The organism is Pseudolysinimonas kribbensis (assembly GCF_030161895.1).
GTDB lineage: Bacteria > Actinomycetota > Actinomycetes > Actinomycetales > Microbacteriaceae > Pseudolysinimonas > Pseudolysinimonas kribbensis.
On sequence record NZ_BSVB01000001.1, the window covers coordinates 3433591 to 3455257 of the forward strand.

The 21667-nt window shown below is 69.8% G+C and carries 14 protein-coding genes and 6 pseudogenes; 12 read left to right on the forward strand and 8 right to left on the reverse strand.

Going from position 1 to position 21667, the window contains the following annotated elements; genetic code table 11:
- The first annotated feature begins 30 nt into the window (after positions 1–30).
- From uvrA to QQK35_RS18890, 10 genes and pseudogenes are all read left to right on the forward strand, one after another.
- Positions 31–2948 (forward strand): annotated as a pseudogene (gene uvrA / locus QQK35_RS18845) (excinuclease ABC subunit UvrA).
- A gap of 38 nt (positions 2949–2986) precedes the next feature.
- Positions 2987–4948, forward strand: a complete 1962-nt coding sequence (gene uvrC / locus QQK35_RS18850) for an excinuclease ABC subunit UvrC (protein WP_284255772.1) — start codon at positions 2987–2989, stop codon at positions 4946–4948.
- A gap of 4 nt (positions 4949–4952) precedes the next feature.
- Positions 4953–5821: pseudogene (gene rapZ / locus QQK35_RS18855) on the forward strand (RNase adapter RapZ).
- A gap of 24 nt (positions 5822–5845) precedes the next feature.
- Entirely contained in the window at positions 5846–6820 is a 975-nt protein-coding gene (gene whiA, locus QQK35_RS18860; protein WP_284255519.1) for a DNA-binding protein WhiA, read from the forward strand.
- Positions 6821–6868: 48 nt separating this feature from the next.
- The gene (locus QQK35_RS18865) at positions 6869–7498 is read left to right on the forward strand and encodes a superoxide dismutase (RefSeq protein ID WP_284255520.1); all 630 of its coding nucleotides are present in this window, start codon (positions 6869–6871) and stop codon (positions 7496–7498) included.
- Positions 7499–7613: 115 nt separating this feature from the next.
- Positions 7614–8618 (forward strand): type I glyceraldehyde-3-phosphate dehydrogenase, encoded by a 1005-nt coding sequence (gene gap, locus QQK35_RS18870; protein WP_284255521.1) that lies wholly within the window; start codon positions 7614–7616, stop codon positions 8616–8618.
- Between the two features lie 2 nt (positions 8619–8620).
- Positions 8621–9856 (forward strand): phosphoglycerate kinase, encoded by a 1236-nt coding sequence (locus QQK35_RS18875; protein WP_284255522.1) that lies wholly within the window; start codon positions 8621–8623, stop codon positions 9854–9856.
- 7 nt (positions 9857–9863) lie between these two features.
- Complete coding sequence (gene tpiA, locus QQK35_RS18880; protein WP_284255523.1) at positions 9864–10652, forward strand: triose-phosphate isomerase; 789 nt, start codon at positions 9864–9866, stop codon at positions 10650–10652.
- 40 nt (positions 10653–10692) lie between these two features.
- Positions 10693–10938 carry a preprotein translocase subunit SecG gene (secG, locus tag QQK35_RS18885; protein WP_284255524.1) on the forward strand — a complete coding sequence of 82 codons (246 nt, stop codon included), beginning with the start codon at positions 10693–10695 and terminating at the stop codon, positions 10936–10938.
- Between the two features lie 52 nt (positions 10939–10990).
- Positions 10991–11359 (forward strand): RNA polymerase-binding protein RbpA, encoded by a 369-nt coding sequence (locus tag QQK35_RS18890; RefSeq protein ID WP_284255525.1) that lies wholly within the window; start codon positions 10991–10993, stop codon positions 11357–11359.
- 3 nt (positions 11360–11362) lie between these two features.
- Here QQK35_RS18890 and QQK35_RS18895 read toward each other — a convergent pair whose 3' ends face one another.
- The 8 genes and pseudogenes from QQK35_RS18895 to QQK35_RS20705 form a co-directional block, all read right to left on the reverse strand.
- Positions 11363–12043 (reverse strand): 6-phosphogluconolactonase, encoded by a 681-nt coding sequence (locus QQK35_RS18895; protein WP_348534983.1) that lies wholly within the window; start codon positions 12041–12043, stop codon positions 11363–11365.
- Positions 12043–12165, reverse strand: a pseudogene (locus tag QQK35_RS20070) (6-phosphogluconolactonase); the annotation flags it as partial. The pseudogene QQK35_RS20070 and the gene QQK35_RS18895, both read right to left, overlap by 1 nt.
- Positions 12166–12169: 4 nt before the next feature.
- Positions 12170–13147, reverse strand: coding sequence for a glucose-6-phosphate dehydrogenase assembly protein OpcA (locus QQK35_RS18900; RefSeq protein ID WP_284255526.1), 978 nt, complete (start codon positions 13145–13147; stop codon positions 12170–12172).
- 13 nt (positions 13148–13160) lie between these two features.
- A pseudogene (zwf, locus tag QQK35_RS18905) lies at positions 13161–14704 on the reverse strand (glucose-6-phosphate dehydrogenase).
- Positions 14704–16322, reverse strand: a pseudogene (locus QQK35_RS18910) (glucose-6-phosphate isomerase). The pseudogenes zwf and QQK35_RS18910 overlap by 1 nt, the downstream one beginning before the upstream one ends.
- Positions 16319–17431: a transaldolase gene (tal, locus tag QQK35_RS18915; protein WP_284255527.1), complete on the reverse strand. Its 1113-nt coding sequence runs from the start codon at positions 17429–17431 to the stop codon at positions 16319–16321. Before tal ends, QQK35_RS18910 begins: the two are co-directional and overlap by 4 nt.
- Before the next feature lie 43 nt (positions 17432–17474).
- The gene (locus QQK35_RS20700) at positions 17475–18425 is read right to left on the reverse strand and encodes a transketolase-like TK C-terminal-containing protein (protein WP_431311853.1); all 951 of its coding nucleotides are present in this window, start codon (positions 18423–18425) and stop codon (positions 17475–17477) included.
- 156 nt (positions 18426–18581) lie between these two features.
- Positions 18582–19573: pseudogene (locus QQK35_RS20705) on the reverse strand (transketolase family protein); the annotation flags it as partial.
- Between the two features lie 110 nt (positions 19574–19683).
- Here QQK35_RS20705 and QQK35_RS18925 point away from each other — a divergent pair.
- A complete protein-coding gene (locus tag QQK35_RS18925) occupies positions 19684–20640 on the forward strand; it encodes a heme o synthase (RefSeq protein ID WP_284255528.1) in 957 nt (318 codons plus the stop codon).
- Entirely contained in the window at positions 20637–21599 is a 963-nt protein-coding gene (locus QQK35_RS18930; RefSeq protein ID WP_284251874.1) for a COX15/CtaA family protein, read from the forward strand. The genes QQK35_RS18925 and QQK35_RS18930 overlap by 4 nt, the downstream gene beginning before the upstream one ends.
- The last annotated feature ends 68 nt before the right edge of the window (positions 21600–21667 follow it).

The following is a 21667-nucleotide window of genomic DNA, read 5'->3' on the forward strand; positions in this document are numbered from 1 at the left end:
CGATGTCGGTGGTCTTCGTAGAATGGGGGAGTGTCGATCTCACCCGTTCCCGGCCCCCAGAAGCTGAGCGTCCGCGGCGCGCGGGTGCACAACCTCAAAGACGTCGACCTCGAGATCCCCGGGATTCGCTCGTCGTGTTCACGGGGCTCTCCGGCTCGGGCAAGTCCAGCCTCGCCTTCGACACGATCTTCGCGGAGGGGCAGCGGCGGTACGTGGAGTCGCTCTCCGCGTACGCGCGGCAGTTCCTCGGGCAGGTCGACCGGCCCGACGTCGACTTCATCGAGGGGCTCTCGCCCGCGGTGAGCATCGACCAGAAGTCGACCAACCGCAATCCGCGCTCCACCGTCGGCACGATCACCGAGATCTACGACTACATGAGGCTGCTGTGGGCGCGCATCGGCATCCCGCACTGCCCGATCTGCGGCGAGCCGATCCAGCGCCAGACGGTGCAGCAGATCGCCGACCAGCTCATGGAGCTGCCCACCGGCACGCGGTATCAGGTGCTCGCGCCGGTGATCTCGCAGAAGAAGGGCGAGTTCGTCGACCTCTTCAAGGAGCTGAGCGCGAGCGGCTACTCGCGCGCGGTCGTCGACGGCGAGACCGTGCAGCTCACCGAGCCGCCCGTGCTCAAGAAGTCGTACAAGCACGACATCTCCGTCGTGGTCGACCGGCTGGTCGCCTCCGACGACCTGCTCACTCGCGTCACCGACTCCGTCGAGACGGCGCTCGGGCTCACCCAGGGCATCGTCGGCATCGACTTCGTCGACCAGCCCGCCGAGTCCACGACCAAGTTCCGCACCTTCAGCGAGAAGCTGAGCTGCCCCAACGGGCACCCGATCGCGCTCACCGAGATCGAGCCGCGCACGTTCTCGTTCAACGCACCGTTCGGCGCGTGCCCGGAGTGCTCCGGCCTCGGCACCAAGATGGCGGTGGATGCCGACCTCCTCATCGGCGACCCGAGCCTCACGCTCAACGAGGGCGTCATCCTCCCCTGGAACCAGGGCGGCAAGGGCCTGTACAGCTACTTCAGCCGGCTGCTCGAGGGGCTCGCGCGCGACCTGCACTTCGACCTCGACACGCCGTGGTCCGATCTCTCCGACGAGGTGCGGGCGGCGATCCTGCAGGGCAACGACTTCGAGGTGCAGGTGCAGTGGCGCAACCGCTTCGGCCGCACGATGAAGTACACGACCGGCTTCGAGGGCGTCATGCCGTACATCGAGCGCAAGTACCTCGAGGCCGAGAGCGACTGGTCGCAGCAGCGCTACGGCGAGTACCTACGCGAGATCCCCTGCCCGGTCTGTCACGGCCAGCGGCTCAAGCCGGAGGTGCTCGCCGTGCAGGTCGCCGGCAACTCGATCTCGGCGGTCGCGGAGCTCAGCCTCCAGGAGTCCTACGGGTTCATGGAGAAGCTCGAGCTGACCGCACGCGAGACCAAGATCGCGGCGCAGGTCCTGCGTGAGATCCGGCTGCGACTCGAGTTCCTGCTCGAGGTCGGGCTGGGGTACCTGACCATGGCGCGCGCGGCCGCGACCCTCTCCGGCGGCGAGGCGCAGCGCATCCGGCTCGCGACCCAGATCGGCTCCGGTCTGACGGGCGTGCTCTATGTGCTCGACGAGCCGTCGATCGGCCTGCACCAGCGCGACAACCGGCGGCTCATCGACACGCTCGTCAAGCTCAAGAACCTCGGCAACACCCTGATCGTGGTCGAGCACGACGAGGACACCATCCGCACGGCCGACTGGATCGTCGACATCGGCCCCGGCGCGGGGGAGCACGGCGGCGTCGTGATCCATTCGGGCGACTACGAGTCGCTGCTCGAGGACCGGGCGTCGATCACGGGCGACTACCTCGCCGGGCGGCGCGCGATCGAGATGCCGCACACCCGCCGTCCCGTCGATCGCGATCGCATCATCACGGTTGAGGGCGCGAAGGCGAACAACCTGCAGGACGTGACGGTGGACTTCCCGCTCGGTACGTTCACCGCCGTCACGGGCGTCAGCGGGTCGGGCAAGTCGAGCCTGGTCAACGACATCCTCTACAAGGTGCTCGCCAACCAGCTCAACGGCGCCCGCCAGGTGCCGGGTCGGCACCGCCGGGTCACTGGGCTCGAGAATCTCGACAAGGTCGTGCACGTCGACCAGGCGCCGATCGGGCGCACCCCGCGGTCGAATCCCGCGACCTACACCGGCGTCTTCGACCGCATCCGCACGCTGTTCTCGGAGACGATGGAGGCGAAGGCGCGCGGCTACCAGCCCGGCCGGTTCAGCTTCAACGTCAAGGGCGGCCGCTGCGAGACCTGCCAGGGCGACGGCACGCTCAAGATCGAGATGAACTTCCTGCCCGACGTGTACGTGGTGTGCGAGACCTGCAACGGCGCGCGCTACAACCGCGACACGCTGCAGGTGCACTACAAGGGCAAGAACATCGCCGAGGTGCTCGACATGCCGATCAGCGAGGCCGCGGAGTTCTTCGAGCCGATCGGTGCGATCCATCGTTACCTCAAGACCCTCGTCGACGTGGGCCTCGGCTACGTGCGGCTCGGGCAGAGCGCGACCACCCTCTCCGGCGGTGAGGCGCAGCGTGTCAAGCTCGCGACCGAGCTGCAGAAGCGCTCCAACGGGCGCAGCGTCTACGTGCTCGACGAGCCGACGACGGGACTGCACTTCGAGGACGTGCGCAAGCTGCTGCTCGTGCTGAACGGGCTCGTCGAGAAGGGCAACACGGTCATCGTCATCGAGCACAACCTCGACGTGATCAAGAGCGCCGACTGGATCGTCGACCTCGGCCCCGAGGGCGGATCGGGCGGCGGCAAGGTGATCGCCACCGGCACGCCCGAGGAGCTCGCCGAGGCGCCCGGCAGCCACACCGGGGTGTTCCTGCGCGAGCTGCTCGAGGCGGAGTCCACCGGCGTGGGTCGGGTGACGACGGCGCGCAAGAAGGCCAGCTGATGGCATCGCTCGGCATCGCCGGGCCCGGGCGCATCGCCATGGGCGAGGGCGATCTCGCGCACCGCGCCGCGCGCGACTGGCGACCGAAGCCGTCCGACATCCCGACGCAGCCGGGCGTCTACCGCTTCCGAGGGGCCAACGGGCGCGTCATCTACGTCGGTAAGGCCATCAATCTGCGGGCGCGCCTCGGCAACTACTTCCAGCCGCTGCGCAGCCTGCACCAGCGCACCCGGCGCATGGTGATGACGGCCACGAGCGTCGAGTGGACCGTGGTGGCCAGCGACGTCGAGGCGCTGCAGCTCGAATACACCTGGATCAAGGAGTTCGATCCGCCGTTCAACGTCAAGTTCCGCGACGACAAGAGCTACCCGTACATGGCGGTGACCCTCGCGGACGAGGCGCCGCGGGTCATGGTCACGCGCAACCACCGGATCCCAGGCGCGCGGTACTTCGGGCCGTATCCGAAGATGTGGGCCGTCCGCGAGACCATCGACCTGATGACGAAGGCGTTCCCGATCCGGACGTGCTCCGACTCGAGCTACCAGCGCGCCATGCAGACCGGGCGCCCGTGCTTCCCGGGCCAGATCGGGCGCTGCGGCGGCCCATGCTCGCAGACCGTGACGATTCAGGAGCATCGCGAGATCGTCGACCAGTTCGTCGCGTTCATGGCGAGCCACGACACGAGCGTGATCACGCATCTCAAGCGCGCGATGAACGAGGCCGCCGCCGCCTTCGAGTACGAGGAGGCCGCGCGGCTCCGCGACCGCATCCAGGCGCTCGAGAACGTGCTCGAGAAGAGCGCGGTCGTGCTGCCCGAGAGCGCGGAGGCCGACGTGTTCGGCGTCGAGGAGGACGAGCTCGCGGCGGCGATCCAGCAGTTCGTCGTGCGCGGTGGCCGCATCCGCGGTGTGCGCAGCTGGGTGGTCGACAAGGAGCTCGACCTGACGACCGGCGAACTGGTCGAGCAGATGCTCGAGACGGCATACGAGACCGACGTGCCGCCGCGCGAGATCATCGTGCCCGCGCTGCCCGAGGATGCGAGCGCGCTGGAGACCTGGCTCTCCGGGATGCGGCCGCGCGGGGGAGCGGTGACCATCCGCACCGCGCAGCGCGGCGACAAGGCCCGGGTGATGGACAACGCGCGCCTGAACGCCAAGCAGGCGCTCATCCTCTACAAGAACCGTCGTTCGGCCGACTACGTCGCGCGGACGGAGGCGCTGAACGACATCCAGGTGGCGCTGGGCCTGCCCGAGGCGCCGCTGCGGATGGAGTGCTACGACGTGTCGCATCTCGGCGGAACGAACATCGTCGCCTCGATGGTGGTGTTCGAGGACGGGCTGCCGAAGAAGAGCGCGTACCGCAAGTTCGCCATCCCCGGCTACGCCGACGACCTCGAGTCACTGCACCAGGTGCTCGGCCGCCGGCTCGCGCATCTCGAGGACGAGGACATCTCGGGCGTCGAGGAGGACGTGGCCGCCGGCGATGACGACGACGATGCGCCGCTGGACGAGGACGCCCCGGGGCAGCGTCGGCGCCGGAGATTCGCCTACCGGCCCGGGCTGATCCTGGTCGACGGCGGGCAGCCGCAGGTGGAGGCCGCGGCGCGCACGCTCGAAGAGCTCGGCATCCACGACATCCCGGTCGCCGGGATCGCGAAGCGGCTCGAGGAGATCTGGCTGCCCGGCCAGGACTTCCCGGTCATCCTGCCGCGCAACAGCGAGGCCCTGTTCATGATCCAGCGCATCCGTGACGAGGCGCATCGGTTCGCGATCACGTTCCAGCGGCAGAAGCGCAAGAACGACATCGGATCGCAGCTCTCCCAGGTGCCGGGCCTCGGCCCCGCCCGGGTCAAGACGCTCCTGAAGCACTTCGGGTCGGTCAAGCGGCTGCGTGCGGCCGGGCGCGACGAGATCGCCCAGGTCAAGGGCATCGGTCCGGTTCTCGCCGAGTCGATCGTGGCGCGGCTGGCCCCCGACACGGCCGAGCCTGCGGAAGACTAGAGCCATGCCGACCGACCGTCAGATCCTGATCATGACGGGCATGTCCGGTGCCGGTCGCTCGACGGCCGCCGATGCGCTCGAGGACCTCGGCTGGTACGTGGTCGACAACCTGCCGCCGCAGATGCTGCGCCCCTCGTCGAACTCGCCGAGCACACGGGCGACACGATCCCGCGGGTCGCCGCCGTCGTCGACGTGCGGGGTGGACGGCTCTTCGCCGACGTGCAGAGCGCCCTGGAGTCGTTGCGGGGCACGGCGTCGGAGTTGCGGGTCGTGTTCCTGGATGCGACCGACCAGGCGCTCGTGCGGCGGTTCGAGCAGGTCCGGCGCCCGCATCCGCTGCAGGGCGACGGCACGCTGCTCGACGGCATCGCGGCGGAGCGCGCCCGGATGGCCGACCTGCGCAACCAGAGCGACGTCGTGATCGACACGAGCGACCTCAACGTGCATCAGCTCGCCGCCGTCATCGCCGAGCAGTTCTCCGAGGCGGCCGATCAGACCACCCGCATCGCGGTCGAGAGCTTCGGCTTCAAGTACGGTCTGCCCTCCGACGCCGACCTCGTGGCCGACTGCCGGTTCCTGCCCAACCCGTTCTGGGTGCCGGAACTGCGACCCCTCACGGGACTCGACCCCGCCGTCGAGAAATACGTGCTGGATCAAGAGGGCGCCGCCGAGTTCATCGACGCCTACGTCGCCGCCCTGGCACCTGTACTCGCCGGGTACCGTCGGGAGAACAAGCGGCACGCTACGATCGCTATCGGATGTACGGGCGGGAAGCACCGCTCGGTCGCCATCGCCGAGGAGCTCGGGCGCCGGTTGCGCGCCCTTCCGGACGTGACGGTGAGCGTCAAGCATCGAGATCTCGGGCGCGAGTAGGGCGACGAGAGAAGGGCGGAGCGCGTGGCATTGACCGCCGACGTCAAGGAAGAGCTGGCGGCCGTTCAAGCGGGTCGCACGTCGGTGCGGGCCGCGGAGCTCGCGGCGCTGCTGCGTTTCTCCGGCGGCCTGCACATCATCTCCGGCCGCATCGCGGTCGAGTCGGAGCTGGATTCTCCGGACATCGCGCGGCGGGTGCGCAAGGACCTCGCCGAGCTCTACGGCGTCCGCAGCGAGGTTTCGGTGATCTCCGGCGGCAACCTGCGCCGCAGCAGCACCTATCTCGTGCGGGTCGTCGAGGGCGGTGAGACCCTCGCCCGGCAGACCGGTCTGCTGGATGCGCGGCGCCGCCCGGTTCGCGGGCTGCCGAACCGGCTCACCACGGGATCGCGCGAGGAGCTCGCCGCGATCTGGCGTGGCGCGTTCCTCGCCCACGGCTCGCTCACCGATCCCGGACGCTCGGCCGCGCTCGAGGTGAGCGCCCCGGGCAACGAGTCGGCGATGGCGCTCGTCGGCGCCGCGGGGCGGCTGCACATCGTGGCCAAGGCCCGCGAGGTGCGCGGCGTGCACCGGGTCGTGATCCGCGACGGCGAGAGCATCGCGGCGATGCTGCGGCTCATGGGAGCGGCGCAGAGCGTCGCCGCGTGGGAGGAGCTGCGCCAGCGCCGGGAGGTGCGCGCGACCGCGAACCGCCTCGTCAACTTCGACGACGCCAACCTGCGGCGCAGCGCCCAGGCCGCCGTCGCCGCGTGCTCCCGCGTGGAGAGGGCGCTCGAGATCCTCGGCGAGGACGTGCCGCGCCACCTGCGCTACGCAGGGGAGCTGCGGTTGAGCCATCGCGATGCGAGCCTCGACGAGCTCGGACACCACGCCGATCCGCCGATGACGAAGGACGCGGTCGCGGGGCGCATCCGGCGTCTGCTCGCGATGGCCGACAAGAGCGCGAGCGATCGCGGCATCCCGGGCACCGACGCCAACCTTCCCGAAGGCTTGGAGTAGGGCGTCACACCCCGGCGCGGGCCCCGCTCGGATCACTAGATTCGAGTCATGGCCGAATACACGCTGCCCGATCTTCCGTACGACTACGCAGCCCTCGAGCCGCACATCAGCGGCAAGATCATGGAGTTGCACCACGACAAGCACCACGCGACCTACGTCGCCGGTGCGAACACCGCTCTCGAGAAGCTCGCCGAGGCGCGCGACTCCGGCGACCTCGCGAACGTCAACAAGCTCGAGAAGGACCTCGCGTTCAACCTCGGCGGTCACGTCAATCACTCGATCTTCTGGACCAACCTGACCCCCGACGGCCAGGGAAAGCCCGAGGGCACCGAGCTGGCCGCCGCGATCGATGAGTTCTTCGGCGGCTTCGACAAGTTCCAGGCGCACTTCACGGCCGCCGCGACCGGCATCCAGGGTTCCGGCTGGGCCGTGCTGTCGTGGGATCCCGTGGGCAAGCGGCTCATCATCCAGCAGCTGTTCGATCAGCAGGCGAACACCGCGCAGGCGACGATCCCGGTGCTCCAGCTCGACATGTGGGAGCACGCGTTCTACCTCGACTACCTCAACGTCAAGGCGGACTACGTCAAGGCGTTCTGGAACATCGCCAACTGGCAGAACGCCGATCAGCGCTTCACCACCGCGCGCGAGAAGACCGAGGGCCTGCTGCTACTGTCGTAAGAGGCGACGCGGCCGGGCCGAAGCGCAGGCTTACGGCCCCGGTCGCCGCCGTCCACGCCACCACCACCCCTCGAACTGCGGCGCGCGGACGCGCGTCCGGCAAGGAGAATCTTCCGTGCCCGTCAAGATCGGCATCAACGGCTTCGGCCGGATCGGACGCAACTACTTCCGCGCGGCCCTCGCCCAGGGCAGCGACCTGGATGTGGTCGCCGTCAACGACCTCACCGACCCGAAGACCCTCGCGCACCTGCTGAAGTACGACTCGATCCTCGGCACCCTGAACGCCGAGGTCTCGGTCGACGGCGACAGCATCGTCATCGACGGCAAGCGCATCAAGGTGCTCGCCGACCGCGATCCCGGCAACCTGCCCTGGGGCGAGCTCGGCGTCGACATCGTCATCGAGTCGACCGGTTTCTTCACCAACGCCGAGAAGGCCAAGGCCCACATCGCCGCCGGCGCGAAGAAGGTCATCATCTCGGCGCCCGCCAGCAACGAGGACGCCACGTTCGTCATCGGCGTCAACCACACCGACTACGACCCGGCGAACCACCACATCATCTCGAACGCCTCGTGCACCACGAACAGCCTCGCGCCGCTCGCCAAGGTGTTCAACGACGCGTTCGGCATCGAGCGCGGGCTCATGACCACGGTCCACGCCTACACGGCGGATCAGAACCTCCAGGACGGGCCGCACAGCGACCTGCGCCGGGCCCGTGCCGCCGCGCTCAGCATCATCCCGACCTCGAGCGGCGCCGCCAAGGCCATCGGGCTCGTCCTGCCCGAGCTCAACGGCAAGCTGGACGGCTACGCGCTCCGCGTGCCGACCCCGACGGGCTCGATCACCGACCTCACGCTGACGGCCTCCAAGCCGGTCACGGTCGACGAGATCAAGGCGGCGTACAAGGCGGCCGCCGACGGGCCGCTCAAGGGCATCCTGCAGTACACCGAGGACGAGATCGTCTCGCGCGACATCGTGGGCAACCCGCACTCGTCGATCTTCGACGCCGGGCTGACCCGGGTCCTCGGCGATCAGGTCAAGATCTCGGCGTGGTACGACAACGAGTGGGGATTCTCGAACCGGATGGTCGACCTCACCGAGTACGTCGCCGAGCGCCTGTAGACGTGCCGAGCTCCGAACGGCTGCGCACGATCGAATCGCTCGGCGACCTCGCCGGCACGCGCGTCATCGTCCGCTGCGACCTGAATGTGCCGTTGCGGGATGGCGAGATCACGGATGACGGTCGCATCCGGGCATCGCTCGGAACGCTGCGCGAGTTGACGGGCGCCGGGGCGCGGGTCGTGGTGATCTCGCACCTCGGCCGCCCGGACGGCGAGGAGAACCCGGCGTACTCGCTCGCCCCGGTCGCGACGCGACTCGGCGAACTGCTCGGAGCACCGGTGGCGTTCGCCGCCGACACGGTCGGGCACGACGCCGAGAAGGCCGTCGCCGCCCTGCAGGACGGCGGCGTCGCGGTCCTGGAGAACCTGCGCTTCCACGCGCATGAGACCTCGAAGGACGCGTCGCACCGCGAGGAGTTCGCGACGCGGCTCGCCCGGTTCGGCGACGCCGTCGTCGAGGACGGCTTCGGCGCCGCCCACCGCAAGCACGCGAGCGTCTACGAGCTGCCGAAGCTCCTGCCGAGTGCCGCGGGTCGCCTGGTACAGGCCGAGCTGGAGGTGCTGGAGCGACTCACCAGCGGCGAGCCGGAACGCCCGTACACGGTCGTGCTCGGCGGCTCGAAGGTCAGCGACAAGCTCGGCGTCATCGATGCGCTCCTGCCGCGGGTGGACCGGTTGCTGATCGGCGGCGGGATGCTGTTCACCTTCCTCGCCGCGCAGGGTCACGCGATCGGCAAGAGCATCCTCGACGCGGACGGTCTGGAGGCCGCGCGCGGCTATCTCGACCAGGCGCACGAGCGCGGCGTGGAGCTCCTGCTGCCCACGGATGTCGTGGTCGCGGATCGCTTCGCCGCCGACGCGCATTACGAGGTCACGACGATCGACGGGATCGAGTCGACGTCGGCCGGAGCCGACGGGCTCGGTCTCGACATCGGTCCCGACACCGCCGCGGCGTTCGCCCAGGCGATCTGCGGCTCCGCGACGGTGTTCTGGAACGGCCCCATGGGAGTGTTCGAGCTCGAGCCGTTCGCCGCCGGCACCCGCGCAGTGGCGCAGGCGCTCACCGAGGTCGACGGGCTCAGCGTCGTCGGGGGCGGCGACTCGGCCGCGGCCGTGCGGCAGCTCGGCTTCGCCGACGACGACTTCGGTCACATCTCGACGGGCGGCGGGGCCAGCCTCGAGTTCCTCGAGGGCAAGACGCTGCCCGGGCTCGAAGCCCTGGGCTGGACACGAGAGTGAGGGCACCGTGAGCACAGCGCGCACGCCGTTCATCGCCGGCAACTGGAAGATGAACCTCGACCATCTGCAGTCGATCGCCTTCGTGCAGAAGCTGGCCTGGACCCTCCGCGACGCGAAGCTCGACACGAAGGCCGTCGAGGTCGCGGTGTTCCCGCCCTTCACCGACCTGCGGTCGGTGCAAACGCTCGTCGGGTCCGACGACCTGCCGATCGCCTTCGGCGGGCAGGACCTCTCGAGGTTCGACAGCGGTGCGTACACGGGCGAGATCTCGGGTGCGTTCCTCAAGGGTCTCGACTGCCGGTACGTTCTCATCGGCCATTCCGAGCGTCGCGAATATCACGGCGAGACCGACGCCGACTGCGCCGAGAAGGTCGCCGCCGCGATCCGGCACGGTCTGATCCCCGTGCTGTGCGTCGGCGAGACGGCCGAGGACCTGGAGCGGCATGGCGCCAGCGCCATCCCGGTCAAGCAGCTCCGCGAGGCGCTCGGTCCGGTGCAGCGCGGCCAGGAGCTCGTCGTGGCCTATGAGCCCGTGTGGGCCATCGGATCCGGTCAGCCCGCGACTCCGCAGCAGGCGCAGGATGTCGCCGTGACCCTGCGCGGCGAGCTCGCCGAGCTGCTCGGCGACGAGACGGGCGCCGCCACGCGCATCCTCTACGGCGGATCGGTCAAGTCGTCCAATATCGCATCCTTCATGCGCGAACCCGACATCGACGGTGCGCTCGTGGGCGGGGCCAGCCTCCAGCTCGATGAGTTCGCGAGCATCGTGCAGTTCCAGAAGCACGTCGTCCTGTAGGTAGAATCATCCGAGCTTCCCGACCGAAGGGCCCGAACCCGTGCAGATCCTCCAGGTGATCGTCGAGGTGATCCTCGGCATCACGAGCCTGCTGCTGACGCTGCTCATCCTGCTCCACAAGGGGCGCGGTGGCGGCCTGTCGGACATGTTCGGCGGTGGCGTGACCTCGAACCTCGGCGCGTCCGGCGTCGCGGAGCGCAACCTCAACCGCATCACGGTCGTGCTCGCGCTCGTCTGGCTCGCGTGCATCGTCGTGCTCGGGCTCACCATCAAATTCGGCGTCTGATCCATTCAGAAACCCGACGCCGGGTTCACTACAAGACGGACGGAATCTGACCATGGCATCAGGCGGCAGCGCGATTCGCGGATCGCGGGTGGGCTCCGGCCCGATGGGCGAGCAGGATCGCGGCTATCACGCGGACCGCGTCGCGATCTCCTACTGGGACGCGCACGGCAACGAGACCGTGCGGTACTTCGCCGCGAACCTCCCGGTGGAGGAGATCCCGGACACGATCGACAGCCCCACCACCGGTCTGCCGGCCGGACGTGATCGCGAGAACCCGCCGCTGCTGGCCAAGGCCGAGCCGTACAAGACGCACCTGGCGTACGTGAAGGAGCGTCGCACCGACGAGGAGGCGGCCCAGCTCCTCGACGAGGCGCTCGCGCAGCTGCGTCAGCGCCGCGGCACCGCGTCGCCGTCGAAGTAGCGCCTACTCCTCGGGCTTGTCGTCCTCACCCGTCCAGTAGTAGCTGGGGGCGATGAGGTTCGCCGGCACCTCGGCCGCGGCCTCCTGGTCGACGAAGAAGACCGTACGGCGACGCCCCTCGACCCCCGCGACGGGAACCGAGCTCGCGCTCGCCCCGGCGAGGGCCAGACCCAGGGCGCCGGCCTTGTCGGAGCCGGCCAGCACCATCCACACCCGGTCGGACGCATTGATGATCGGCAGGGTGAGACTCAGCCGCTCGGGCGGCGGCTTGGGGAGTCGGTCTCGGCGATGACGACGTGCTCCGTGTCGCGGATGCCGGCATGGTCGGGGAACAGCGAGGCGATGTGCCCGTCCGGTCCGACGCCGAGGAAGGTCACGTCGAATCGCGGTGCCCGCGCCCTCCGGCGCGCCGGCCAGGAGCTCGGCCGCATAGGCGTCCGCCGCGGCGTGGATGTCGGGGTGCTCTCCCGGTGCCGGCAGGCTCTTGATCTGCGCGGCGTCGAGGTTCAGGGCATCGAGCAGGGCCGCCTTGGACTGGGTGTCGTTGCGGTCCGGATCGCCGTGCGGCAGGTAGCGCTCGTCGCCCCACCAGAAGGTGATCGCCTTCCAATCGACCGTGCCGCACGCGGGGAGTCTGCGATCGCCTGCAGGACCGCGGAGCCCATCGAGCCGCCGGTCAAGCACACGTCGGCGTGCCCTCGCTCCTCGAGCACGTCGATGATCTTCGTGACGAACCGCGCCGCGACCGCGCCGGCCAGGGAGGACTTGTCGGGATGCACGAGCACCCGCCGTTCGTTGGTCGCCATGTTCTCAGCCCTTCTTCGCGCTGCTCTTCCCGGCACGGGCCGCTGTGGACGGTGCCGGCAGCTTCGGTATCCCCAACTGCACGACCTCGCCGAAGAGGTCGTCGGGGTCGAGTCGGCGCAGCTCTTCCGCCAGGCAGTCCCGGAGGCTGCGGCGAGGCAGTGCGATGTCGTGGTCGGGCTGACCCGGCTGCACGAGCGTCGCCACGTTCGGCACGAGCCGCTCGAGGCTGACCGCGCCGGAGGGTCGCTCGAGGCGCACACCGTGGATCCCGCTGGAGCCGTGGGTCGCGGCGCTCGAGATCTCGAGCCGCGCGTCGACCTCCAGCTCGAGCTGCAGCCAGGCGGCGAGCAACTCGGTCGACGGGGAGTCGCTCGACCCGGCGACCACCACCGCGGTGACCGGCTCGTACGGCGGCTGATCGAGCACGGCCGCCAGCTGGGCACGCCAGAGCGTCAGCCGCGTCCACGCGAAGTCGGTGTCGCCCGGCCGGTAGTTCTCGCCGAGCGCCTGAAGCGCCTTCACCGGGTTCACCGCCGTCGCGGCGTCCGTGATGCGCAGCTGCGCGATGCGCCCGAGGGCCGACTCGGCGGGATGTGCCGGGGGATCGCTCGGCCACCACAGCACGACGGGTGCGTCGGGCAGCAGAAGGCCCATGACCAGGCCCTCCTCGTCGCTCGCGAGCTCGCCGTAGACCCGCAGCACGATGACTTCGCTGGCCCCGGCGTCGCCTCCCACCCGGATCTGCGCGTCCAGGCGCGGCGCCTCCGAGCGGTCGGTGCCCCGCGAGAGCACGATGACGCGCATCGGGTGCTCGCGCGAGGCGTCGTTGGCCGCCTCGATGGCCTCCTCCTCCTCGCCGAGCGGGGTCACGATGACGAGCGTGAGCACACGGCCGAGGGCGACGGCGCCGCCCTCCTCGCGGATGCTGACGAGAGCCTTCGACACGGCGCTCGTGGTGGTGTCCGGCAGGTCGACGATCATGCGTTCCTCCAGCTCACGGCCGTCTCCAGACCCGTCCGTCACGAGCCAGGAGCTCGTCCGCGGATGTGGGGCCCCAGGTGCCGGGCTTGTACTGCTCGAGCGGCCCGCCGAGCGAGGACCAGTACTCCTCGATCGGGTCGAGGATCTTCCAGCTCAGCTCCACCTCCTGGTGGCGCGGGAAGAGGGGCGGATCCCCGAGGAGCACGTCGAGGATCAACCGCTCGTACGCCTCCGGGCTCGCCTCGGTGAACGCATGCCCGTACCCGAAGTCCATCGTCACGTCGCGCACCTGCATGCCGGCCCCGGGCACCTTGGAGCCGAAGCGGATCGTGACGCCCTCGTCGGGCTGCACCCGGATGACGAGCGCGTTCTGGCCGAGCGCCGAGGTCTGCGCCTCGGCGAACAGGTACTGCGGCGCCCGCTTGAAGACGACCGCGATCTCGGTCACCCGACGGCCGAGGCGCTTGCCGGCCCGCAGGTAGAAGGGCACGCCCGCCCAGCGCCGGGTGTTGACGTTGAGCTTGATGGCCGCATAGGTCTCGGTGACCGACTGCGGGTTCATCCCGTCCTCGTCGAGGAAGCCGACGACCTTCTCGCCCCCTGCCATCCCGCGGAGTACTGCCCCCGGGCCGTGGCGGTCGAGAGGTCTGCGGGCAGGTGGACGGCGGAGAGCACCTTCTCCTTCTCGGCGCGCAGATCGGCGGCGTCGAACGACACCGGCTCCTCCATCGCGGTGAGAGCGAACAGCTGCAGCAGGTGGTTCTGGATGACGTCGCGCGCCGCCCCGATGCCGTCGTAGTACCCCGCGCGGCCCCCGACGCCGATGTCCTCGGCCATCGTGATCTGCACGTGATCGACGTAGTTGGCGTTCCAGATCGGTTCGTACAGCTGGTTGGCGAAGCGCAGCGCCAGGATGTTCTGGACCGTCTCCTTGCCGAGGTAGTGGTCGATCCGGAACACCGAGTCCGGCGGGAACACCGACTCGACGACGTCGTTGAGCTCCCGTGCGGTCGTCAGGTCGGACCCGAACGGCTTCTCGATGACGACGCGCCGCCACTCGCCGTCCTTCGGATCGGCCAGCCCGGAGCGCTTGAGCTGCTCGGTCACCTGGGGGAACGACTTCGGCGGGATCGAGAGGTAGAACGCGTGGTTGCCCATCGTGCCCCGCGTCTCGTCGAGTTCGGTGAGCGTCGATTTCAGCCGGTCGAAGGCCGCGTCGTCGTCGAACTCGCCCTGGACGAAGCGCACCCCCTCACGCAGCTGCTTCCATACGTCCTCGTCGAACGGTGTGCGGGCGTACTGCTTGACGGCCTCGTAGACGACCTTCTCGAAGTCCTGGTCGTCCCATTCGCGACGGGCGAATCCCACCAGGGCGAACCCGGGCGGCAGGAGCCCGCGGTTGGCCAGGTCGTAGACCGCCGGCATGAGCTTCTTACGCGACAGGTCGCCCGTCACGCCGAAGATCACGAGGCCGCTCGGCCCCGCGATCCGGCTGAGCCGGCGATCGCTGGCCGCGCGCAGCGGGTTGCGGCCGGGCCCGATCTCCACCGGTGGCATCAGCCCGCCCGGGTCGCGCCGAGCGCCGAGCGGACGGCGTCGAACCCGGCGTCGATGTCGGTCAGCGTCAGGGTGAGCACCGGCCGGCCGTGATCGGCGAGCACGCTCGCGTCGCCGGCGGCCTGAGCGCGGATCAGCTGCCCGAAAGTGAACGGACGGTCCGGGATCGCGAGATCGTCGGCCGGCGCCGTCACCGAGGTGAGCTGGAGGAACACGCCGACGGCGGGGCCGCCCTTGTGGAACTGCCCGGTCGAGTGCAGGAATCGCGGCCCCCAGCCGAAGGTGACCGGCCGCTTCGACGCCGCGGCCGCCAGGTCGCGCAGCTGGGCGAACTCCGGGTGGTCGACGCGATCGAGGTAGGCCTGGATGGCGACGTAGCCGTCCTCGGGGAGCGCTGCGAGCAGGGCGTCGATCGCCGCCTCGACGCTCGTGCCGTCGATCGTGAGGCCCCCGGCCGTGCGCACCTCGACGGCGCCGTCCGTGAAGACCGGCTCGGTCGGAGCGGGCTGGGCATCCAGCAGGCCCCGGGCCGCCTTCTTGGCGGACTCGACATCCGGCTGATCGAACGGATTGATGCCGAGCAGCCGTCCCGCGACGGCGACCGCGTACTCCCAGACCATCAGCTGTCCGCCGAGCGAGCCCGAGATCTCGATCTCGCCGTCGTTGACCTCGTGCGTCGCGCGCTCATCCCGCACGAGACGCACGATCTGCAGATCCGGCAGGTTCTCGGACAGCTCCGGCGAGCGGGTGTCAAGCACCACGGGCAGCAGCCCGGTGCCCTGCTTGCCGGTGGACTCCGCGATCAGCTGCTCGGCCCAGTCCGCGAAGCCGACGATGTGGGTGCCGTCCGCGACGATCCCGAGCTTGTCGCGCAGCGGCTGCGTGCCGCCGATCGCCGCGCCGAGGATGAGCCCCGGGTTCTCGGGGCGGTCCAGCGCGAGCTCGAGCAGCACCGCGCCGGCCTCGTCGAGGAGCTCGGCGATGTCGGCCCCGGCGAGGCCACTGGGCACGAGGCCGAAGGCCGTGAGCGCGGAGTACCGGCCCCCGACGTTCGGGTCGGCGTTGAAGACGCGGTATCCGTCGGCACGAGCGGACTCGTCGAGAGGGGATCCCGGGTCGGTGACGATGACGATGCGCTCGGTCGGGTCGATGCCCGCCGCACGGAATGCGGCCTCGTAGACGCGCTTCTGACTGTCGGTCTCGACCGTCGTGCCCGACTTCGACGAGATGACGACCGCGCTCTGGGCGAGCCGGTCGTCGAGCGCGTCCTTCACCTGCTGCGGGTCTGTGCAGTCGAGGACGGTGAGCTCGACCCCGTAGGTTCGGGTGATGACCTCGGGCGCGAGCGATGATCCGCCCATGCCGCCGAGGACGATGTGGGTGACGCCCTTGCCGTGCAGCTGCTCGCGCAGCGCGACGATCTCGGCGACGAGCGGCTCGGAGATGGCGACGGCCTCGGTCCAGCCCAGCCGGATGGCGGCCTCGCTCTCGGCATCCGGGCCCCACAGGGTCGGGTCGAGGAGGCGATCCCGCCCGCGACGCCGTCGGCGACCAGCTGCGGCACCAGCCGGTCGACCGCTTCCTTCGCGGCCCCGGTGGGGACGACCGAGACGGTCACTTGGCCGCCTCGAGCGCCGCGGTCACCGTGTCGAGCAACTCGGTCCACGAGACGTCGAACTTCTCGATGCCCTCCTTCTCGAGGAGCGCGGTGACGTCGTCGTAGTCGATGCCGACGGCCTTCAGGTCGTCGAAGACCTGCTGCGCGGTGGCGTACGACCCGGTGACGGCATCCCCGTGCAGCTGTACGTGGTCGGCGACCGCCTCGAGCGTCTTCTCGGGCATCGTGTTGACCACGTCGGCGACGGCGAGCTCCGTCACGTAGAGCGTGTCGGGCAGCGCCGGGTCCTTGACGCCCGTGGAGGCCCAGAGCGGACGCTGGGTGTGTGCGCCCGCGGCGAGGAGGGCCTTCGCACGATCGGTCGCGAACTCCTCCTCGTAGAGCTTGTAGGCGAGCTGGGCGTTCGCGATGCCCAGCTTGCTGCGCAGGGCCTTCGCCTCGTCGGTGCCGATGGCGTCGAGCCGCTTGTCGGTCTCGGTGTCGACCCGCGACACGAAGAACGAGGCGACGGAGCGGATGGTCGAGAGGTCGATACCCGCCTCCTTGGCCTGCTCGAGGCCGTCGAGGTAGGCCTCGATGACCTGACGGTGCCGCTCCAGGCTGAAGATCAGGGTGACGTTGACGCTGATGCCCGCCGCGGTCGCCGCGGTGATGGCGCCGAGCCCCTCGACGGTGGCCGGGATCTTGACCATGACGTTCGGGCGGTCGACGGCCGACCAGAGCTGCTTGGCCTCCGCGATCGTGCCGTCCGTGTCGCGGGCCAGGCCCGGCTCGACCTCGATCGAGACCCGGCCGTCCTGGCCGTCGGTCGCGTCGTAGACCGGTCGGAAGACGTCGCACGCGTCGCGGACGTCACCGGTGGTGATGGCGAACACGGCGTCGGTGACCGAGGTGCCCGCCTTGGCGAGCTCGGCGACCTTGGCGTCGTAGGCGTTGCCCTTGGCGAGTGCCGTGGCGAAGATCGTGGGGTTGGTGGTGACGCCGACGACGTTCCGGTCGGCGATGAGCTCCGTGAGCCCGCCCGAGGCGATCCGCTCACGCGAGAGGTCGTCGAGCCAGATGCTGACGCCGAGCGCCGAGAGTGCTGCGGTGTTGGTGTTGGGGGCCATGATTCCTGGTTCCTGTCGGAGGTGGTGGCGGGATGGTGACGGCTTATGCCGATGCCGCGGCGATGGATTCCTTCGCGGCGGCGACGGCCGCCTCCGCGGTGAGACCGAACTTCTGGTACAGGGTCTTGTAGTCGGCCGAGGCGCCGTAGTGCTCGATCGAGACGTGGCGACCGGCGTCGCCGAGCAAGGGTGCCCAGGTCAGGGCGAGCCCGGCCTCGATCGAGACGCGCGCCCTGACCGCCGTCGGCAGCACCGACTCGCGATAGGCCGCATCCTGCTCGGCGAACCACTCCTGGCTCGGCACGGAGACGACCCGTGCGTGCACGCCGTCGGCCTCGAGCTGCTCGCGGGCAGCGAGGGCGATCTGCACCTCGGACCCGGTCGAGAGCAGGATCACATCCGGCGCACCGCCCTGCGCCTCGGCGAGCACGTAGGCGCCCTTCGCGACGTTCGACGCGGCCGCCAGCGTGTCGCCGGATGCCGCCCCGTCGCCGCGCGCGAAGACCGGCAGGTTCTGTCGGCTGAGCACGATCCCGGCGGGTCCGACCCGGCGCTCGAGCATGGTCTTCCACGCCCAGGCGACCTCGTTCGCGTCGGCGGGGCGCACGATCTCGAGGTTGGGGATCGCGCGCAGCGCCGTGAGCTGCTCGACCGGCTGGTGGGTGGGGCCGTCCTCGCCGAGCGCGACCGAGTCGTGCGTCCAGACGTAGATCGAGGGCACCTTCATGAGCGACGCCAGCCGCACCGCGGGCCGCATGTAGTCGCTGAAGATGAGGAACGTCGCCCCGAACGGCCGGGTGTTGCCGTGCAGCACGATGCCGCTGAGGATCGACGCCATCGCGTGCTCGCGGATGCCGAAGTGCAGCACGCGCCCGTAGGGCGAACCGGACCACATCGCCGTGCTCCGCTCGGGCGGCAGGAAGGACTCGGCGTCCTCGATCGTCGTGTTGTTGGACTCGGCGAGGTCGGCCGAGCCGCCCCACAGCTCCGGCATGACGGCGGCGATCGCGTTGATGACCTTGCCCGACGCCGCACGCGTCGACACGTCCTTGCCCGGCTCGAAGACCGGCAGCACGTCGGCCACGCCCTCCGGCGCGGCGCCCGACGACAGCCGGTCGAGGAGCTTCTTGCGGTCGGCGTTCGCCACGGCCCACGCATCGAAGCGCTCCTGCCAGGCCGCCTTGAACTCCTGGATCCGGTCGTGCGACGCCCGGGTGTGCTCGAGCACGGCCGGGTCGACGTCGAACGACTTCTCGGGATCGAAGCCGAGGGCCTTCTTGAGGCCGGCGACCTCGTCGGCGCCCATCGCCGATCCATGGATCTTGCCGGTGTTCTGCTTGGTCGGCGACGGCCAGCCGATGATCGTCTTGAGCACGATGAGGGACGGCTGGGTGGTGTTGGCCTTGGCGGTCTCGATCGCGTCCCAGAGCTTGTGCACGTCCTCGACGTAGCCGGCCTTGGTGTTCCAGTCGACCGTCTGCACCTGCCAGCCGTAGGCGGCGTAGCGGGCGGCGACATCCTCGCTCAGCGCGATGTTGGTGTCGTCCTCGATCGAGATCTGGTTGCTGTCGTAGAAGGCGATCAGATTGCCGAGCTGCTGCACGCCGGCGAGCGACCCCGCCTCGCTCGTGACGCCCTCCTCGATGTCGCCATCGCTCGCGATGACGTACACGTGGTGGTCGAAGGGGCTCTCGCCCTGCGCGGCATCCGGGTCGAACAGGCCGCGCTCGTAGCGCTGCGCGTACGCGAAGCCGACCGACGAGGCGAGCCCCTGGCCGAGCGGGCCGGTGGTGATCTCGACGCCGGGGGTGTGCCCGTACTCGGGATGGCCGGGGTCTTCGACCCCCACGTGCGGAGCGCCTCGAGGTCGTCGAGCTCGAGCCCGGACCCCTCGAGGAAGAGCTGGATGTACTGCGTCAGCGAGCTGTGGCCGGCGGACAGGATGAACCGGTCGCGCCCGAGCCACTGCAGGTCCTTCGGGTCGCGGCGCATGACCTTCTGGAAGAGGAGGTAGGCGAGCGGCGCGAGGCTGATCGCGGTGCCCGGATGCCCGTTCCCCACCTTCTCGACGGCGTCGGCGGCGAGGATCTTGACGGTGTCGACCGCCTTCTGATCGATGGCGTCCCATGTAAGAGCAGTCACGTTCCTTGATCCTAGTGAGAGGCCGGAACTCGCGCCGACCGAGCGTTGCCCCGTCCAGTCGACTCCCGGGGAGTACGGGCCGGGTGCCGCGCGTCGCCTAAACTGGCCGCATGCAGGAGGCCGTGGCGACTCCGGCCGCGCCGCCGGCCGGGCGTGCCGGCCGACCCCGGATCCCGCTCGGACGCAAGCTCCTGGCCTACGTCGCGCTCACGAAGCCGCGCGTGATCGAGCTGCTGCTCGTGACGACCGCGCCCGTGATGGTGCTCGCCGCACACGGCATCCCGAATCTGTGGACCGTGCTGGCGACGCTGGTCGGCGGCACGCTCAGCGCGGGCTCGGCGAACGCCTTCAACTGCTACATCGACCGCGACATCGATCGCGTGATGAAGCGCACCCAGAAGCGCCCGCTCGTGACCGGCGACCTGCGCGACGTCGAGGCGCTGGCGTTCGCCTGGATCTCGGGCGCGGTGTCGATCGCCTGGCTGTGGTTCTTCACGACGCCGCTCGCGGCGATCCTGTCGTTCGCGGCGATCGCGTTCTACGTGCTCATCTACACGCTGATCCTCAAGCGGCGCACCCCGCAGAACATCGTCTGGGGCGGCGCGGCGGGCTGCATGCCCGTGCTCATCGGCTGGGCGGCCGTGACCGGCTCGCTCGACTGGGCCCCCGTCATCCTGTTCGGGATCGTGTTCCTGTGGACGCCGCCGCACTACTGGCCGCTGTCGATGCGCTACAAGGAGGATTACGCCTCGGTGCACGTGCCGATGCTGGCCGTCGTTCGCACCCGCACCGCGGTTGGGATGCAGGTCGTGCTGTACGCGTGGGCGACGGTGGCGTGCTCGCTCCTGCTGATCCCGATCGCCGGCATGGGGGTGCTGTACAGCGTGTCCGCGGTCCTGTCCGGAGCGTGGTTCCTGCTCGAGTCGCACCGGCTCTACGCCAACGCCATCCGCGACGGCGAGATCAAGCCGATGCGGGTGTTCCACGCGAGCATCACCTACCTCACGATCGTGTTCATCGCGGTCGGTCTCGACCCGCTGCTGCACCTGGCCATCCCGCTTCCGTGAGCCGGATCGTCACGCCGTTCGCCTGGGCGGCCTCCCGCTGGACCCTCGGCCCTCGGGCGCTGCGCTGGGGGACGACCGCCGCTCTCGTGATGAGCGTGGTCATCGTCCTCGGGGGAGCGATCGTGCGCGTCACGTCGTCGGGCCTCGGATGCTCGACCTGGCCCACGTGCGACGGCCACGGCGTGCTGGTGGTGCCGGACACGGTGCACCAGCTGATCGAGCAGAGCAACCGCACGCTCACCGGCGTTCTGGTCGTCGCGGTCGGCTGGGCGATCATCGCGGTGCGGTTGCAGAGGCCGTGGGATCGCGCCCTCACCCGGCTCGCGTGGTCGATGTTCTGGCTCGTCATCGTCAACGCCGTCGCCGGCGGCATCACCGTGCTCGCCGGCCTGAACCCCTGGGTCGTCGCGCTGCACTTCGTGCTCGCGATGGCGCTGCTGGCCACCGCGACCCTCACCTGGCATCGCGCGCGCTGGCGCGGGACCCCGGGAGCCGTGGTGACCCCGCGCGCACGCGGCATGGGCTGGGCCGTCGTCGTCGCCTCGGCGGGGCTCGTCATCGTCGGCACGATCGTGACCGGGGCGGGGCCGCACTCCGGCGACAGCACCGACCTGCGCCACCTCGTTCCTCGCAACGGGTTCGACTGGGGTTCGGTCGTCTGGGTGCACGGCCTGCTCGCCGCACTGGTGATCCTGCTCGCGGTCGCGACGCTGCTGCTCGTCCCGGCCGCCCGTCGCCGGGCGATCGTCTTCCTGGTCGTGCTGCTGCTGCAGGGGGCGGTGGGTCTCGTGCAATCGCTGACCGCACTGCCGGAGCTCCTCGTGGTCATCCACGTGCTGGGCGCGGCGCTCGTGTGGGTGGGCGCGATCCGGGTGCTGCTGGATGCCGATCCCGCGCTGTTCCCGCTCCGGAGTGCCGCGTCAGCACACGTGGAGGTCCTCGACGGCGGGACTGAGTGAGGCCGGTCCGCCGAGCAGCCAAATGAGCTGAGTGTCCGAGTTGACGATCTGACCCGCGTCCACATCCG